Annotated in this window: 15 protein-coding genes; 4 read left to right on the forward strand and 11 right to left on the reverse strand. The window is 72.4% G+C overall.

The annotated features are described in order from the left end of the window. Positions 1-194: 194 nt before the first annotated feature. A complete protein-coding gene (locus GSF22_RS17625; RefSeq protein WP_208814710.1) occupies positions 195-434 on the reverse strand; it encodes a hypothetical protein in 240 nt (79 codons plus the stop codon). Continuing rightward, positions 431-778: a DivIVA domain-containing protein gene (locus GSF22_RS17630; RefSeq protein WP_208814711.1), complete on the reverse strand. Its 348-nt coding sequence runs from the start codon at positions 776-778 to the stop codon at positions 431-433. Before GSF22_RS17630 ends, GSF22_RS17625 begins: the two co-directional genes overlap by 4 nt. Before the next feature lie 288 nt (positions 779-1,066). Between GSF22_RS17630 and GSF22_RS17635 the strand changes: the two genes are divergently transcribed. Beyond that, positions 1,067-1,297, forward strand: coding sequence for a winged helix-turn-helix domain-containing protein (locus GSF22_RS17635; RefSeq protein WP_208814712.1), 231 nt, complete (start codon positions 1,067-1,069; stop codon positions 1,295-1,297). Positions 1,298-1,369: 72 nt separating this feature from the next. On the opposite strand, the gene GSF22_RS17640 is transcribed toward GSF22_RS17635, so the two are convergent. Both GSF22_RS17640 and GSF22_RS17645 read right to left on the reverse strand, forming a co-directional pair. After that, on the reverse strand, positions 1,370-1,780 hold the full coding sequence (locus tag GSF22_RS17640) for a pyridoxamine 5'-phosphate oxidase family protein (protein ID WP_307804077.1): 411 nt from the start codon (positions 1,778-1,780) through the stop codon (positions 1,370-1,372). A 396-nt stretch (positions 1,781-2,176) separates the two neighbouring features. Continuing rightward, positions 2,177-3,295: a glycerophosphodiester phosphodiesterase gene (locus GSF22_RS17645; protein WP_208814714.1), complete on the reverse strand. Its 1,119-nt coding sequence runs from the start codon at positions 3,293-3,295 to the stop codon at positions 2,177-2,179. A gap of 141 nt (positions 3,296-3,436) precedes the next feature. On the opposite strand from GSF22_RS17645, the gene GSF22_RS17650 reads away from it, so the two are divergent. Continuing rightward, complete coding sequence (locus GSF22_RS17650) at positions 3,437-4,771, forward strand: TrkH family potassium uptake protein (RefSeq protein WP_208814715.1); 1,335 nt, start codon at positions 3,437-3,439, stop codon at positions 4,769-4,771. Further along, a complete protein-coding gene (locus GSF22_RS17655; protein ID WP_208814716.1) occupies positions 4,761-5,438 on the forward strand; it encodes a potassium channel family protein in 678 nt (225 codons plus the stop codon). Before GSF22_RS17650 ends, GSF22_RS17655 begins: the two co-directional genes overlap by 11 nt. A gap of 44 nt (positions 5,439-5,482) precedes the next feature. On the opposite strand, the gene GSF22_RS17660 is transcribed toward GSF22_RS17655, so the two are convergent. The 7 genes from GSF22_RS17660 to GSF22_RS17690 form a co-directional block, all read right to left on the reverse strand. Next, the gene (locus GSF22_RS17660) at positions 5,483-7,132 is read right to left on the reverse strand and encodes a serine/threonine-protein kinase (RefSeq protein ID WP_208814717.1); all 1,650 of its coding nucleotides are present in this window, start codon (positions 7,130-7,132) and stop codon (positions 5,483-5,485) included. Positions 7,133-7,202: 70 nt separating this feature from the next. Then, positions 7,203-8,756, reverse strand: coding sequence for a fused MFS/spermidine synthase (locus tag GSF22_RS17665; RefSeq protein WP_208814718.1), 1,554 nt, complete (start codon positions 8,754-8,756; stop codon positions 7,203-7,205). Between the two features lie 35 nt (positions 8,757-8,791). After that, on the reverse strand, positions 8,792-9,814 hold the full coding sequence (locus GSF22_RS17670) for a coiled-coil domain-containing protein (protein ID WP_208814719.1): 1,023 nt from the start codon (positions 9,812-9,814) through the stop codon (positions 8,792-8,794). Positions 9,815-9,981: 167 nt separating this feature from the next. After that, on the reverse strand, positions 9,982-10,785 hold the full coding sequence (locus GSF22_RS17675; protein WP_208814720.1) for an inositol monophosphatase family protein: 804 nt from the start codon (positions 10,783-10,785) through the stop codon (positions 9,982-9,984). Then, on the reverse strand, positions 10,778-11,230 hold the full coding sequence (locus tag GSF22_RS17680; RefSeq protein ID WP_208814721.1) for a response regulator: 453 nt from the start codon (positions 11,228-11,230) through the stop codon (positions 10,778-10,780). The genes GSF22_RS17675 and GSF22_RS17680 overlap by 8 nt, the downstream gene beginning before the upstream one ends. After that, positions 11,227-12,963: an ATP-binding protein gene (locus GSF22_RS17685; RefSeq protein ID WP_208814724.1), complete on the reverse strand. Its 1,737-nt coding sequence runs from the start codon at positions 12,961-12,963 to the stop codon at positions 11,227-11,229. The genes GSF22_RS17680 and GSF22_RS17685 overlap by 4 nt, the downstream gene beginning before the upstream one ends. A 38-nt stretch (positions 12,964-13,001) precedes the next feature. Further along, the gene (locus tag GSF22_RS17690; RefSeq protein ID WP_208814722.1) at positions 13,002-14,225 is read right to left on the reverse strand and encodes a PP2C family protein-serine/threonine phosphatase; all 1,224 of its coding nucleotides are present in this window, start codon (positions 14,223-14,225) and stop codon (positions 13,002-13,004) included. Positions 14,226-14,498: 273 nt separating this feature from the next. Here GSF22_RS17690 and GSF22_RS17695 point away from each other — a divergent pair, with 273 nt between their 5' ends. Then, positions 14,499-16,889 carry a M28 family peptidase gene (locus GSF22_RS17695; protein ID WP_208814723.1) on the forward strand — a complete coding sequence of 797 codons (2,391 nt, stop codon included), beginning with the start codon at positions 14,499-14,501 and terminating at the stop codon, positions 16,887-16,889. The last annotated feature ends 35 nt before the right edge of the window (positions 16,890-16,924 follow it).

Raw genomic sequence — 16,924 nt, forward strand, 5'->3', positions numbered from 1 at the left:
GGTACCAGGTGTCGAGGACCTGCTCGTCGGCGGTGACGGTGGCCAGGCCGATGCCCCACGCGGGCTGTGCGGGCTGGGTGCACCTCCCTGGGTCGGACGCTGTCGAGCTGCTAGCAAAGACGGAGCACGGCTGGACGTCCCCGGACACGCTCCCCGTTCCGGTTCCGCTCCGTTCCGTTTCCGCTCCGTTCCGCTCAGGCGCAGTCGCCGTCGTGGTCGGCCGGTCGGGCGCAGCGCCGGCGGTCGCCCCGCGACCTGTCGCAGAACACCCGCCGTCGTACGCCCTGCGCATCCTCCTCGGAGACGGTGGTCTCCCCCCGGTCCACGTCGGCCAGGAAGCTCACCGCCCGGGTGATCACCCGGGCGAACCGGGTCGCCGCGTCGAAATCGGTGGCGACCACCGGCAGGTGGACCACGTACCGGCCCCGGCTCACCAGCGCACCCCCGGGGTGAACCGGGACTGCCAGTTACGCAGCGCCCGCTTGATCCGGACGTTCTCCTCCCGGGTCATGATCAACTCTCGCCGGGTGGCGGCCAGTTCGGCGGCGACCCGGTGCAGGAAGGCGTACACCTCGTTGGGTTCGAGCCCGCGCCGCGCGTCGGCGAACCGGCGGTCGCGGACCTGGTTCGCGGTCAACGGCCGGCAGGAGGCCGACCGGTACCAGCCGGCGTTCGGCGATCGGCGCGCCGGGGGCAGCTCGGTGGGTCGGGCGTGTCGGCCGGGCTGGGCGTGGCGGACCGACCGGGCGTGCCGGAACAGGGCGAGGAACCTGCGCATGGGCCACCTTTCCGTAGCGCTGGAAGGTGACCCGGTCCGCCCACGGGGAGAAGACGCGGACCGGGTCACCGGCCCCGGAGCCGCAGCCCTCCTCGGCGGTACGACCCCGGAGCCCACTGAACGCCCACGCGCCGGGGCTTTGCCGAACCAACCGGAGCGGGACATCCAGCAACCTACACCAGTATCTGGCGTTGGTCACCCTCCGACTTCCGGTGAGTCACAACCTGTTGCAGTTACTGAAGCATCTGGGGCAAGATCGGAGGTGCCGAACCGACCGGAGTCCTCACCATGCCCACAGCACCAGCGCCATTCAGGGAAATCGCCAATGCGTTCGCCGCAAAGATCAAGAGCGGTGAACTCAAACCCGGCGACAAGTTGCCCTCGACCCGACAAATCGCCGAACAGTACGGAGTCAGTATGAACACCGCCTACCGGGCGATGTCCCTGCTGCACGACCGAGAGTTGATCACCGGTCAGCCCGGCCGTGGCACATATGTCGCCGACCGCCCACCGACCTGACGGGCACCGGAGCACTCCCATACCCACCGCGCAGCTAGCGTCAGTTGCTCGGCCACCTCGGGTTGCCATGGGTCACTGAGCCGTACCCGCGAGCAGCCACCGTCGGACGGGAATCTCCAGCAGTACCCGGTCACCCTTCTGCGCGCCCCGCTTCCTGATGTCCCATCCTCCGTACTTGCCGGCGAACGCCTCGACGACCTCGGCCGGGAAGTCGCTGCGTCGTACCCGGGCGACGCCCTCGGCCACGACGGGCGCGGACCCGACCTCCAGGGCCAGGGACACGCGCGGGTCGGCCACCACGTTCCGGACCTTGACGCTGCGATCGTCGCAGCCGATCCACCAGGTGCCGTCGGCGTAAACGAACCAGACCGGCGTCACGTGGGGGGAGCCGTCATGACGCAGGGTGCACAGCCATACGTTCAACTCCTGCGCCAGTCGGGCCTCGACGTCCGGCGTAAGAGGTGCCGCGAGAGGTTGAGCCACCCGGGAAGTGGACCACCTCCGAGGGCCGAGCCGTCGCCCTGCTCGGGCTACACCCCCTTGATCCACTCCATTTCCAGGAAGTCGGGCCATCGGACCGGGTCGGATACCCCGACTTCCTGAAAACCGCGTGGGTCACAGGGCGGGCACCGCTCCGGTGCACGCAAATACGGTGCAGCTCGACAGGGCGTCAGCAGCAGGGTCGGGGCCGGTCCCAAAAAGGACCCCGACGAGGGAGGACAGCCCTGCCGGGCGAGGACGGCACGCCGGTACTGCAAAGAGACCGGTACTCCAAAGAGAACAGCGTCGGCCTGCCGCCCGCGCAAGGAAGCGGACGGCAGGCCGACGGGGCACGATCAGACTGGGCCGGCGCGGTCAGACCAGGCGAGGCCGGCCCGGTCAGGCGAGGCCGGCGCGGGCCGCCACGGCGGTGTCCGGGTGGTCGGCGAAGAGCCCGTCCAGACCCAGGTTCAGGAACAGTTCGTACTCGGCGGTGATGTCACCCCGGGCGTTCGGGTCGGTGCCGATCCGGTGGTCGACCGGCAGGAACTGGTTCTCGGCCCGGAACGTCCAGGCGTGCACCACCAGGCCGGTCCGGTGCGCGTCGGCGATCAGGCTGGTCGGGGCGAGCAGCTTACCGGCGCGGTCCCGGGGGACGATCAGGTTCTTGTTCGCCCCGATGCCGTCCGCGTACCCGCTGATCCACGTCAGCCCCTCCGGCTTCGCCAGGTCGGCGTAGCTGCGCGGGTCACCGGCGACGGTGAAGTCGTAGGGGCGGCCGGAGGCGTCGAGGAGCTGCGCCAACGGAACGTCGATCATGCCGTTGAGCTTGCGCAGGTTCGCCGTCTCGAAGGACTGGATGATCACCGGCGAGTTCCGGTGGGTCAGCCGGTTGGCCTTCAGCACGGCGACCAGCGGCTCCTCCAGCGGCAGCCCGATCGAGGCGAAGTAGCTGGGGTGCTTGGTCTCCGGGTAGATGCCGATGGTCCGGCCCCGGGCCCGGCCCTCGGTCCGGGCCAGGTCGATGACCTCCTGGAGGGTGGGCACCTGGAACTGCCCGTCGAAGGCGGTGTTGGCGACCCGCACCTGGGGCAGCCGCTCCTTGGCCCGCAGCGTCTTCAGCTCGGCCAGGGTGAAGTCCTCGGTGAACCAGCCGGTGACGGTCACCCCGTCGATGGTCTTCGTGGCCTTCCGGGCGGCGAATTCGGGCCGGGCCGCCACGTCGGTGGTACCCGAGATCTCGTTCTCGTGCCGGGCGACCAGCTTGCCGTCCCGGGTGGCGACCAGGTCCGGTTCGATGTAGTCGGCGCCCATCCGGATGGCCAGCCGGTACGCCTCCAGGGTGTGCTCCGGCCGGTAGCCGCTCGCGCCCCGGTGGGCGATGACGATCGGTCGCCGGTCGGCCCGGTCGGAACGGTCGGCACCGTCCGGTCCGGCCGACGCCGAGGTGGTCGGGGCCACCGCCGCCGCTGTCAGCAGCGCTCCGGCCAGGCCCATGGCGAAAAGGGTACGTCGCAACGCGCTCTCCTGATGTCGAGGGATGCGCCGAGTAGACCCGGGGCGGGCGACCGCCAGTTGGTCAGCGGCTGGCCGGACGGTGAATCCCGCACGAGTCCCGAATGACCTGAGGAAAAGTCCGGTTGACACCAGAATGAGGGGGTGCGTCGGGCGCTACGACATCCGGTACGGCTGGTGCCGTTGGCGTTCCTCGCTGCGATCGCGCTCGGTACCGCCGTACTGATGATGCCGGTCTGTTGGGAGCAGCCCGGCCCGGCCCCGCTGCTCACCGCACTCTTCACCGCAACCTCGGCGGTCTCGGTCACCGGGCTCTCCGCCGTGGACACCCGCAGCAGCTGGTCGGACCCCGGACTGGTGATGATCACCCTGCTCACCCAGCTCGGCGGCTTCGGCATCCTGGCCCTGGCCAGCCTGCTCGGTCTGGTCGTCTCGCAACGCCTCAACCTGCGCAACCGGGCGCTGCTGGCCGCCGAGAGCGCCGAACTGGCCCGGGGCGACGTCCGCTGGCTGCTGCTGAGGATCGCGCAGACCGTCCTGGTCACCGAAGCGCTGATGACCCTGGTTCTCACCGTCCGGTTCTGGTCGACGTACGACTATCCACCCGGCAAGGCGCTCGGCTACGCCGCGTTCCACGCCGTCCAGGGCTTCAACAACGGCGGGTTCGCGCTGTACCCGGACAGCCTGGTCCGGTTCGCCGGCGACCCGTGGATCTGCCTGCCGATCGCCTTCGGCGGGATCATCGGTGGGCTGGGCTTCCCGGCGCTGTTCGAGGCGGTCCGCCGGTGGCGCAGGCCGGGCCACTGGACGGTGGCCACCAAGCTGACCATCTGGGGCAGTGTCGTCCTGCTGATCGCCGGCTTCGTCGGCTTCCTGCTCCTGGAATGGAGCAACCCACGTACCCTCGGCCCCTTCGGCTGGCCACAGAAACTGCTGGCCGCATTCACCCAGGATGCGATGATCCGCACCGGGGGATTCAGCACGGTCAACATCGACGCGCTGAACGAGGGCAGCTATCCCCTCTTCATCGGTCTGATGTTCATCGGCGGCGGCAGCGCCAGTACCGCCGGTGGCATCAAGGTGGCCACCTTCTTCCTGCTCGCCTTCTGCATCTGGGCCGAGGTGCGGGGCGACCCGGACGTGGTGGTCGGTCGGCGCCGGGTCGCCGAGGCAAGCCAGCGGCAGGCGCTGACGGTCGCCCTGCTCAGCGTCGCGCTGGTCGTCATCGGCACCTTCGTGATGATCGTGACCACCCAGGATCTTCAGTTCTACCAGGCGCTGTTCCAGGTGGTCTCGGCGTTCAGCACCACCGGGCTGTCGCTCAGTCCGGCGGCCACCGTCCCGATCCCGGACCAGATCGTGCTGATCGTGCTGATGTACATCGGTCGGATCGGCACGATCGCGGTCGGCTCGGCGATCGCCCTGAACACCCGGCCACGGCACTTCCGTTACCCGAAGGAGCAACCCATTGTCGGCTAGACGCAGACCCGGCCCGGAGGAGTCCGGCGTCGCCGTGATCGGCCTGGGCCGCTTCGGCTGGCACGTCTCGCAGTCGCTGACCGCGCTCGGGTACGACGTGCTGGCCGTCGACGAGAATCCCCGGATCGTGCAGCGGTGGTCCGATCAGCTCTCCCGGGTGGTACAGGCGGACGCGACCGACGAGAAGGCACTACGGCAGCTCGGCCTCACCGATTTCGGCCGGGTGGTGGTGGCCATCGGCGCCTCGGTCGAGGCGAGCGTGCTCGTCGTCCTGGCACTGGCCGAACTCGGGGTACCGGAGATCTGGGCGCGGGCCACCTCGGAGAAACACGCCAAGATCCTCGATGCGGTCGGTGCCGACCACGTCGTCTTCCCCGAGGCGGCGACCGGGGAACGGGTGGCCCACCTGATCGTCAGCAAGATGCTCGACTTCATCGAGTTCGACGAGGATTTCGCGATCGCCAAGGTACGGGCGCCGCAGGCGCTCCAGGGCCGTCCGATCGGGGAGATCGCGATCAGCGACCGGTACGGGGTGGTCGTCGTCGGGGCCAAGCAACCCGGGCAGAAGTTCCGTTACACCTCCCCGGACACCGTGCTCGTCCCGGGGAGCGTGCTGATCGTGGAGGGGACGATCAGCCAGGTGCAGCGGTTCGCCGAGATGACCTGACCGGACGCGGTCCCCGGGCGGCTCCCGGCGACCGCCGTTCCCGGTCAGTCGTCTTCACCGTCGTCATCGTCGCGGCCCGCGCCTTTTCCCGGCCCCTCACCCGGCCCCTTGCCCTTGTTGCCGCTGGTCGACTTCTTCTGGCCGCCGGAGGAGTTGCCCGAGGAACCCGCACCACCGGTGGCCTTCGTACCCCGGGGGCCGGCGGTCGGGGCGGGTGCGGTGGTGACCGGGACGCCGGCCACCCCGGAGACCTGTACCGCGCAGTCGGTGTCGCCGATCCGGAACCGCACCGGCAGCGGGTTGCCGGTGTCGTACCGGCCGGAGAGGGTGACCCGGGTGGCGGCCCCGGGCGCCAGGCCGGCATCGTCGGCAGGCGGTCGCAGCAGGACGGTGGCGCCCTGCTGGTGCCACTGGGCGCCGCCGGCCTTGACCAGCCGCTGCGTCCCGGGAAAGTCGAACCGCAGGGCGGCCGGTAGCGCCCGGCTACCGGTGTTGGCGATCCCGACCTCCGCCTCGAAGGTCTTCCCGGTGTCCCGGCGCAGCGCGTACCGGACCGCGCAGCCGGCCGGTTCACCGACCACCATCCGCGCCTCGGTGGGCTTCTCCACACCCCCGCTGGCCGGGGAACGGGAGGTCAGGCCCCACATCGCCCCGGTCACCGCGAGCAGACCCACCCCGACCGCCGCCACCTGCACCCGGTGCCGCCGGTCGGTCACCCGGCGGGCCCGGGCTGCGGAGAGCGGCAGCGCGTCGGTCGCCGCCGACCACGGCAGGATCGTGGTACCGGCGTTCGCCATGACCGCCGGGTCCTCGGCGCCGCCGCTGACCGGAGCCGGCGAGACGGGTACCAGCGCCGCCAGTCCGGCCGCCGCAGCGAGGGTACGCGCCACCTCGGCGCTGTCCGGCCGGTCCGTCGGCTGCTTCGCCAGGCAGCGGTGCACCAGGTCGGCGACCTCCTCGGGCAGCCCCTCCACCGGGCCCATCGGGGCCGGCTCGGTGTAGAGGTGGGCCCGCAGCATCTGGGTACTGGTGCTCGCCTGCCAGGGCAGCCGACCGGTGAGCATCCGGTAGAGCAGCAGCCCGAGGGCGTACACGTCGGTGGCCGGGGAGACCTGCCCCCGGTCCAGGCGTTCCGGGGCGAGGTAGGCGGGCGTGCCGAGCAGCGCCCCGTTCGGCGTGGTGTCGCTCTCCCCGACCAACGCCGAGATACCGAAGTCGACGACCCGCGCGCCGGTGGCGGTCAGCATGACGTTGCCCGGGGTCACATCCCGGTGGACCACGCCCCGGGCGTGCGCCGTGGCCAGCGCCGAGGCGACCTCGGCGCCCACGGTGACCGCCTCCCGCCAGGGCAGTGCGCCGCAGCGGGCCAGCCGGGCGGTCAGCGACTCGCCGTCGACCAGTTCCATCACGACGTACGGGACGGTCAGCCCGACCTGGACGGACTCGCCGTAGTCGTAGACGTTGGTGATGTGCGGGTGGCAGAGCCGGGCCGCTGCCTGCGCCTCGATCCGGATCCGGTGCCGGAACTCCCGGTCGCTGGCCAGCCGGGAGGCGAGCACCTTGACCGCGACCTGCCGGCCGAGCACCTCGTCGTACCCGCGCCAGACGACCGACATGCCACCCGAACCGAGCTGCTCGACCAACCGGTACCGGTCGCCGAGCAACTGGGCACCGTGCCTAACCGCTCCACCCATGGTTGTCCCTGTTGCCCGAGCGGTCCGGGGCTACACCTGAACCTGCCGAATCGGTCAGGGATCACCCGGTTCAGGCGGTGGCGAGGAGCTGGTCCACGGGTGCGTAGTCGTCGGTCAGCACCCGGGCCGAGCCGACGAAAGCGGTCAGTGCCGGTCCGGACAGTACGGCCGCCGGCTCGGTGAGCCCGTCCAGCCGGGCCCGGAGCGCGTCCAGCGGCAGTGGCGCGTCCGAGGCGACGATGACGAAGTTGGCGCCCTGGGTACCGGCGATCCCGGCTGGCGGGGCGACCAGCGCGACGTGCGGGAAGACGGCGGCCACCGTGGCGATCTCGGCCCGGATGAACCGGCCCGGCGGGTAGTCGATGACGTTCTGCGTGTAGATCCCACCGGGCCGCAGGACCCGGCGGATCCCGGCGGCCATCTCCCGGGTGGCCAGGTGCCAGGGCACCACGAGGTGCCCGAAGGCGTCCCCGACCACCAGGTCCCGACTGCGGGCCGGTTCACCGTCGAGCAGCACCCGGGCGTCCCCGACCACCGCCCGTAACTGCGGTCCCTCACGGACACCCAGTTCCCGCCGGCCCAGCTCGACCAGCCCGCCGTCGATCTCGAAGACCAGGTTGGCGGTGCCGGGGCGGGTCGCGGAGAGGTACGTCGGCACGGTGAACCCACCGCCGCCGAGGTGCAGGGCGTCCAACCGGCGCCCGGCGGGCGCGGCCACGTCGGCGACCGCCCCGATCCACTGGGTGTACGCGTACTCCAGGTGGGTCGGGTCGTCCAGGTCGACGTAGGAGTGCTGGGCGGAGTTGAGCAGCAGGGTCCGGCCCGACGACCGCTGCGGGTCGACCTCGACCCGGGCGCAGTGGTACGCCGTCTCCACGTCGCAGGGGTTCGGCGCGACGGTGGTCAGCGCCGCCCCGACCAGACCGACCACCGCGACCACCGACCTGGTCCGGGCCGGTCCGGGCAGCCCCGCCCGGTCCTGCCGGCGCAGGTACACCGCCAGCACCAGCCCGGTCACCCCGAGCGCCACCGCGACGAGTAGCACGATGACCGTACTGGGCAGCGCGGCGACCAGCACGAACCCGGTGGCCAGGGTGGCGGTGATGCCGCCCAGGGTGCCGATGCCGCTGAGCCGGCCGACCACCTGCCCGGTCCGGTTCAGGTCGCCGAGCTGGAGTTTCACCACCAGTGGGGTGACCGAGGAGAGCAGGGCGGCCGGTACGAACACGGCGATCGCGGTGAGCAGCAGGATGGCGCTGGCCGCACCGCCGCGCAGCACCTCCCCGGCGTACCGGACCACCGGGACGGTCACCGCCGCGGCGATGCCGGCGAGCACCAGCGCCGGGGCGAGCAGGGTACGCGGATCCCGCCGGTCGGCCAGCCAGCCGCCGAACCAGGCGCCGTACGCGATGGCGGCCAGCGCCAGCCCGATCACCGAGCTGGTCACCTCCAGGGTCACCCCGACGTACGGGCCGACCAGCCGCAACGCGACGGTCTCCAGGACCAGCACCGCGCCGCTGGCCAGGAAGACCAGGAACGCGGCGAGACCGTTCGGCAGCGGCCGGGACCGCCCGACGGCGGACAGTTCCGTGGTGGCGGTGACCTGCGGTGGTGGGACGCTCATCGCAGCGATGGTACGCAGCGGAGCTGGTGACGGGGTCAGTACATGGAGAGATGAACGTGGTTCGTGTGGTCGGCGGCCGGGCTGCCGCTGCCGCTGTAGGCGCGCCACCCGGTGCCGGGGTGCCAGATCTGCCGGTACCAGATCACGTAGAGCACCCCGAGCCGGCTGGCGTTCTTGACGTAGAACGAGGCCACCGCGTCGCCGTAGCTCTTGTCGCCGCCGGTGGCGGTCTGGTCCTTGAAGCCACCGGCGGCGGCGGAGAAGTCGCAGGCCCGCCCCTTGGGGTGCTCCCCGCCGCCACCGCTGCGGTAGCAGGACACGTACCGGGTGTACCCGGCCGCCTTGGCCTGCTGCAACGCGTGCAGGGTGCGGGGGGTGATGCAGCCCGAGGTGGTCGGGTCGTCGACCGAGCACGACTCGGACGGCCAGGAGCCGTCGGAGTTACGCGGGGCCGGTTTCGCCGAGGGCGAGTTGGTGCTGACGAAACCGCCGCTGGTGCCCCGGCTGACCGCCGCGAGGGCCCGTTCGGCGTCCTTCTTCTTACGTTCCATGATGGCGAGCTGCTTCTGCTGCTCGACCACCTCGGCGTCGATGGCAGCCTTGGCCTTCGCGGCCTGCTCACGGGCGGCGGTCAGGGCGCGCAGCCGCTTGTCGTCCCGCTGCGCCATGATCTCCAGCCCGGCGGCCCGTTGCAGGAACGCCTCGGGCGAGGTGCTGTTCAGCAGCATGCTGATCGGGGTGAGCCGACCCAGCCGGTACGACTCGGCGGCCACCTCACCGACCTGGACGGTGAGCAGGGCCAGTTGCAGTTCGGCCGCCCGGAACTGCTCGGTCGCCACCTTCTGCCGCTGCTTGGAGCTGTCCAGTCTGGCCTTGGCCTCGATGTGCCCCTTGGCGGTCGCCTCCAGGGCGTCCCGCAGGCTCTTGGTGCCGCCCTCGTTGGGTGGCGTGGTCGGGGCCGCGTACCCGGGTGCGGCCAGCGCGCCGAACAGCACGGAGACGGCCGCCACGAGCGCGACCAGCGGGTTGAGGCACCGGGCGGGAGCCGTCCTGCGCACGAAAGTCGTTTCCTTCCGTCGACCGCCGGCCCCCCGGTGGTGCCCTGCCGGCGGCGGCCACCGCCGGCACCGCAGTGGCGCCTGCGGGCGGAGACCGCCGGTCACAATACCGGACCCCGTACGCCGTGGTCGTCCCCGAACCGGTCAGGGATACCGCCCACCCCTCCTTACGACAGGAGGGCGGTGTGGGCCCGCTGCCAGGTCGGCTCGTCGACGGCGACCAGCAGGCCGTGCCGGTCGTCCCCCGGGTGGTAGTCGGTGCCGTCGAACCGGCGGGCCACCCCGCCCGCCTCCCGGACCAGCAGCACCCCGGGGGCGTGGTCCCAGGGCAGGGTGCGCCAGAAGAGCACGAACTCCTGCTCCCCGGTGACCAGGTCGAGGTACTCCCGGCCGGCGCAGTGCTGCCCGTCGTGCACGTTCCCCAGCCGGGCGGCTCCGGCCTCCACCCGGTCCCGCAACGGCCGGGGCAGGAACCGGGTCATCGCCGAGCCACGGAGTGCACCGGCCGGGTCCGGCGACACCGACCGGACCGGCGTGCCGTTGCAGACGGTGCCGGCGCCGGCCCGGGCCACGGCCAGGTCGTCGGCGAGCGGGTCCAGGATCCAGCTCGCGGTCAGTTCACCGCCGGTCAGCAGCGCCACCATGATCGCGAACGGTCGGCGGCCGGCAGCGAAGTTCGCCGTACCGTCGACCGGGTCGACCACCCAGACCGGTCCGGCGTCACGCAGGTGCCCCAGCAGGCCGGGATCGGCGGCGACCGCCTCCTCGCCGACCACCGTCGAGCCGGGCAGCAGCCGGTGCAGCCCGGCGCTGATCAGTTTCTCGGCCCGCTGGTCGGCCACGGTGACCAGCTCGCCCGGCGCCTTCTCGGCGATCTCGCCGGCGCCGAGCCGTCGGAACAACGGCAGCACCGCCTGCGCCGCCGCGTCCCGCAGCAGCCCGGCGACCTCGTCCAGGGGTACGTCAACCACGCGGCGGCAGCTTCACCACGCTGACGAAGAACTCGTCGATCTGCCGGACCACCGAGATGAACCGTTCGAAGTCCACCGGCTTGGTGACGTACGCGTTGGCGTGCAGCTGGTAGCTGCGGAGGATGTCCTCGTCGGTCTGCGAGGTGGTGAGCACGACCACCGGGATCCGGCAGAGCTGCTCGTCCTGCTTGATCTCCTCCAGCACCTCCCGGCCGTCCCGGCGGGGCAGGTTGAGGTCGAGCAGGATCAGGTCGGGCGCGACCGCGTCGGCGTACTGACCCTCCCGGCGCAGGTAGGCGAGCGCCTCCGCACCGTCGGAGACCACGGTCAGCCGGTTACGCAGCTTGTGCTCCTCGAACGCCTCCTGCGTCATGAGCACGTCGCCTGGGTCGTCCTCGACGAGCAGGACCTCGATCGGGCTGCGCCCGTCCGCCGGAGCGGTCATGCCACTGTCTCCTTCGTCCCACCCGTACTGGCCGGGGTCGTGTCGTCCGGGGTGTCACCGGCCGCCGGACCGTCCGTCCCGGTTGCCCCACCCGGGTCCTCCTCCGGCCGCCGCTGGGCGGGCGCGGGCGCCGGGCCGGTGCTGGCCGGTGCCGTCTCCGGTCCGGCGTCGGACCCGGTCGCCGGCTCGTCACCCGGCTCGGCCGCTTCGGCGGAACCGGACTGCTCCGGATCGGGCAGGGCGGGCAGCGTGAACCGGATGGCGGTGCCCTCCGGGACGTCGGTGTCCACCCAGACCCGACCGCCATGGTATTCGACGATCTTCTTGACGATGGCCAGCCCGATGCCGGTGCCCGGGTACGCGTCCTTGGAGTGCAGCCGCTGGAAGATCACGAAGATCTTGTCGGCGAACTCCGGCTCGATGCCGATGCCGTTGTCCTGGCAGGTGATCTCCCACTCGTCGTCCACCCGGCGCGCGGAGACGTGCACCTTCGGGGGCACGTCCGGCCGGCGGAACTTGACCGAGTTGCTCACCAGGTTGGCCAGCAGGTTGGTCAGCAGGGGTTCCTCGCCCCGGATCACCGGCAGGTCGGACCAGGTCAGTTCGGCCCCGGCGGACTCCCGGGCAGCCTCGGTCTGGGCCGCCACGTCCCCCATCACCCGGTCCAGGTCGACCTCGGTGAACCCGGTGGTCAACCGGCCGATCCGGGAGAACGCCAGCAGGTCGTTGATCAGACGCTGCATCCGCTGGGCGCCGTCGACCGCGAAGGCGATGTACTGGTCGGCCCGCTCGTCGAGCTTGCCCGCGTACCGGCGCTGGAGGAGCTGACAGAAGCTGGCCACCTTGCGCAGCGGCTCCTGGAGGTCGTGCGAGGCGACGTAGGCGAACTGCTCCAGGTCACGGTTGGAGCGGGTCAGCTCCTCGGCCTGCTTCTGGAGCTGGCTGTTGACCCATTCGATCCGGCTCCGGGCCTCCCGGACCTCGGCCAGGTCGGCGGCGATCCGCTGGCGCATCGCGTCCACGTCGTCGGCGAGCTGGGCCAGCTCCGGCGGGCCCTGCCGGGTGATCCGGCGCTGGTAGTCGCCCTCCGCGACACCGCGTACCTGCACGGCGAGCTGGGTGATCGGGCCGATGAAGAGCCGGTTGAGCGAGGACATCAGGGCGAACCCGGCGACCACCACGACCACCCCGGCGATCACCAGCAGCAGGACCAGGATGTTCCCGGTACCCCGGGCGTCGTCGGCGACCCGGTTGCGCAGGTCGAGGATGGAGTCCTGGAGCGCGGTCACCGACACCCGGAGCTGGTCGAACTGCTGCCGGGCGGAATCGGTGACCAGGGACTGCCCGGCCGTCGGGCCCTGGGCGGCGGTGGCGTCGATGATCGGCACCGCGATGGTGGCCCGCCACCGGGCGGAATCCCCCTCGACGGTCCGGAGCTGCGCACGGATCGCCGGCTCGTCGGCGAGCAGCCGCTCCATCCGGGCGGCGATCTCCTGCTCCTGGGCCACCCCCTGCTGGTAGGGCTCCAGGTCGGTGCGGTCCCCGCTCACCGCGTAGCCGCGTACCCCGGTCTCCTGGTTGACCAGGGCCGCGAGCAGCGCCTCGCCGTCCGACCGCAGCGGGCCGGTCTTGGTGAGCAGGGTGTCCAGGTGGGCCCGGTTCTGCGCGGCGACCACCACCGCACCGGTGGCGAGCAGCGCCAGCACCGCGCCGACCACCGCGCAGAGCGCCATGGCCCGGCGGCGCAGCGTCCAGGTCGTCGGGTCGGTGCTCACCGGCCACCGCCCCGGCTGACCAGCAGCATGGCCACGTCGTCGGCGAGCGGGCCGCCGTTGATCTCCTCGGCCTGGCCCACCAGCCAACCCGGCAGGTCCGGCAGGGGTACGTCGCGGGTCCGACCGTCGGCGAGCAGGGCACTCAGCCCCGGCACGTCCAGCCGCTCGTCCCCGCCGTGGACCCGACCCTCGATCAGACCATCGGTGTACATCAGCAGGGACCAGTCATCGGTGGCGAACTCCAGATCGAATGCGATGGGCCGGCGGGGGCGTACGCCGAGCAGCAGCCCGCTCCGGGCGGGTACGGGCGCGACGGTGCCCCCGCTGAGCAGCAGTGGTGGTGGGTGGCCGGCGAGCCGGACCGTCGCCCGGTTGGCGGCCAGGTCCAGCCGGGTGGTCGCCACCGTGGCGAAGATCTCCTGGAGTCGGCGTTCGCTCATCAGCACCTGCTCCAGGGCGGGGAGCACCTCGTCGTCGGGTACCCCGGCCAGGATCAGGGCCCGCCAGGCCACCCGCAGTTCGACGCCGAGCGCGGCCTCGTCCACGCCGTGCCCGCAGACGTCCCCGACGATCAGGTCGACCCGGTCCGGTCGGGTCTGCACGACGTCGTAGAAGTCGCCGCCGATCAGTGCGGCGTGCCGGCCGGGACGGTAGAAGGTGTGGACCGCGACCTCGTCGGTCTCCATCAGCGGGGTGGGCAGCAGGCCGCGCTCCAGCCGGGCCGACTCGGCCTGGCGCAGTTCCACCTCGCGCAGCCGGCGGGCGTTCTCGTCGGCGCGTTTGCGCTCGACCGCGTAGCGCAGCGAGCGGGCCAGCAGCACTCCGTCGACCTGGCCCTTGACCAGGTAGTCCTGGGCGCCCTCGGCGACCGCGCCGATCCCGAGGTGCTCGTCGGAACGGCCGGTGAGGACGCAGACCGCCGCGCCGGTGGACATGTCGAGAAGCTGCCGCAGCCCGTCGAGGCCCTGCGAGTCGGGCAGGCCGAGGTCGAGCAGGACGCAGTCGACGTCGGCGAGCCGCCGTCGTGCCTCGTTCAGGCTGGTCGCGACGTGCAGGTCGATGGCCGCGTTGACCTCGGCCAGCAGTTCGCCGACGAGAAAGGCGTCCCCCTCGTCGTCCTCGACCAGCAGGACCCGGAGGCGTTCCCCGGCGGGCAGGTTCGGATTCCGCCCGAGACCACCGTGCTGGTATGCCCGGGGCACGACGGAGGAACCGGTCATGCCGGTGCTCCGTACGGCTGGCCAACCGCAAGTGTGCTGATCGTCAGGCTCCTTCGAACTTGCCCCGCTGATCCTGTATTAGACAACGCTCCCATACAACACGACCGGCGCGGGATGTGCCGTGACGAGCCGGTCACGGGAGCGGTGGCCCCGCCCCACGCTATGCGACCGGGCCGGTCGCCGCTGGTCCGGCCGTCCGCAGGACGCGCCGGACGGCCCGGGCGGGCAGGATGTGCACACCCCCGCACCATCCACCACCCCCGAGGAGGCACCGTGGGCGTTCCCCTGGCGCGGCCCGCCGACCGCGCGCTCGCCCGCCCGCACCGGCGGCGGCTGGCCGCCGCCGCGTCGCTCGTCACCCTGATCGCTGTCGGCGCCGCGGTGCTGGCCACCCTGCGGCCCCCCGCGCCCGTTCCGGCCGACGCCCCGGCGGGCGAGTTCAGCGCCGCCCGCGCCTACCGGGAGGCGCAGGTCGTGGCGGCCGGTACGCACGTCGCGGGCAGCCCGGCCAACGACGAGGTACGCCGGCACATCGAGGACACCCTGCGCGGGCTGGGCCTGGAGACCTCGGTGCAGGACACCATCGGCCCGGAGGCCGGTCAGCTCAGCGGGGCCGCCGGGGGTGCCGCCCTGGCCCGGGTCCGCAACGTGGTGGCCCGGCTGCCCGGTACCGATCCGACCGGGCGGGTCTTCCTGGTCGCCCACTACGACTCGGTGCAGGTCGGGCCGGGCGGGAACGACGACGCGGCCGGCACCTCGGCGATCCTGGAGGTGGCCCGGGCACTCACCGTCGGCCCACGACCCCGCAACGACGTGATCTTCGTACTCACCGACGCCGAGGAGGCGTGCCTGTGCGGGGCGGCGGCCTTCGCGTCCAGCCATCCGCTGGCCACCGACGGCGGGGTGGTGCTCAACCTGGAGGCCCGGGGGTCGACCGGTCCGGTGATCATGTTCGAGACCTCGGAGCGGAACGCCGACCTGGTGGCCGCGTTCGGTCGGGCCGCCCCGCATCCCGTGGGTACCTCCTTCGCGGTCGAGGTCTACCGGCTGCTGCCCAACGACACCGACTTCACCGCGTTCCTCGACGAGGGTTTCGTCGGGCTGAACTCCGCGTACATCGACGGCGGGGCGATCTACCACACCCCGCTGGACACGGTCGACCGGATGGACCAGCGGAGCCTCCAGCAGCACGGCGCCAACGCCCTCGCCCTGGCCCGGGAGTTCGGCGGCGCCGACCTGACCGACCTGGGCGCGTCGGGGGACGCCACCTACTTCCCGGTGCCGGGCGGACTGGTCCGCTACCCGGGTTGGCTGACCTGGCCGCTGGCCCTGCTGGCGCTGGTCGGGGTGGCCGCCCTGGCCTGGGCGGCCCGCCGGGCGGGGCGTACCTCGTGGCCCCGGCTCGCCGCCGGGTTCGGGCTGGCCCTGCTGCCGGTCGTGCTCGCCCCGCTGGTCGCCCAGCTCTTCTGGTGGGCGGTCACCGCCATCCGGCCGGGGTACGCCGAACTGCTCGACCCGTACCGGCCGGTCTGGTACCGGCTGACCGTGGTGGCCTCGGCGGTGGCGGTGCTCTGCGGCTGGTACGCACTGCTGCGGCGCCGGACCGGCCCGGCCGCCCTGGCCGTGGGCGGGTTGGCCTGGCTGGCGGTCCTCGGGGTGGTCCTCGCCGCGGTGGCGCCCGGCGGGTCGTACCTGACCGCCCTGCCGGCGCTGGCCGGTGCGCTGGCCGGGCTGGTCGCCCTGCGGCTGCCGGTCGACGGTCCGGGGCCGGTGCTCGCGGTGACCGCCGCCGGGGTGGTCGCGGTGGTCATCCTGCTGCCGACCGTGGTGCTGCTCTTCCCGGCGCTCGGCATGGCGATGGGCGGGGTGGCGGCGTTCTTCTCGGTACTGCTCGGGCTGGCCGCGCTGCCGGTGGTCGACCTGCTGCACCCGCAGGCCGGTGGGCATCGGGCGATGGACGCGCTGCGGGCCCGCCGGCTGGGTGCCGTCCCGGCGACCGCCGCCGCCCTGGCCGCCGTGCTGCTGGCCGGGGTGGGACTGGCCGTGGACCGCTTCGACGCCGACCATCCGGTGCCCACCCACCTGATGTACGCGCTGGACGCCGACACCGGGCAGGCCCGGTGGCTGAGCCACGAGACCGATCCGCAGCCCTGGACGGCCGGGTACGTCGACGCGGCGGCCCCGGTGGGCGGCGAGTTCCCCGCCCTCGGCGACGAGCCGCTGCTCACCGGGCCGGCGTCGGCTGCCCCGCTGCCACCCCCGACGGTGGAGAAGCTCGCCGACAGCACCGTGAACGGGCTGCGTACCCTGCGGCTGCGACTGCTTCCGCAGCGCCCGGTACGCCTCGCCGCGCTGCACGTGGAGACCGGGCAGGGTGCGGTGACCGTGGAACGGGCCACGGTGGCCGGTCGGCCGGTGTCCGACCCGGCCACCGATCCGGCGCGGCGTTGGGGGTTCGGGATCGTCTTCCACGCCCCGCCGGCCGGGGGCGTCGAGATCGAGCTGGTGCTGCGCGGCGCTCCCGGTCAGGTGCGGGTACGCGCGATGGACGCCAGTGACGGGCTGACCGGGCTGCCCGGTTTCCGGCCCCGCCCGGCCGGGGTGGGGATCGTCGGCTCGCACAGTTCGGAGATGGTCGCCGTGGCCCGCACGTATCCGGTCTGACCGGGCGTCCTCCCCGACCCGCCACCCTCCCGGTC

Source organism: Micromonospora echinofusca, assembly GCF_017614955.1.
In the GTDB taxonomy this organism is placed as follows: Bacteria; Actinomycetota; Actinomycetes; order Mycobacteriales; family Micromonosporaceae; genus Micromonospora; species Micromonospora echinofusca_A.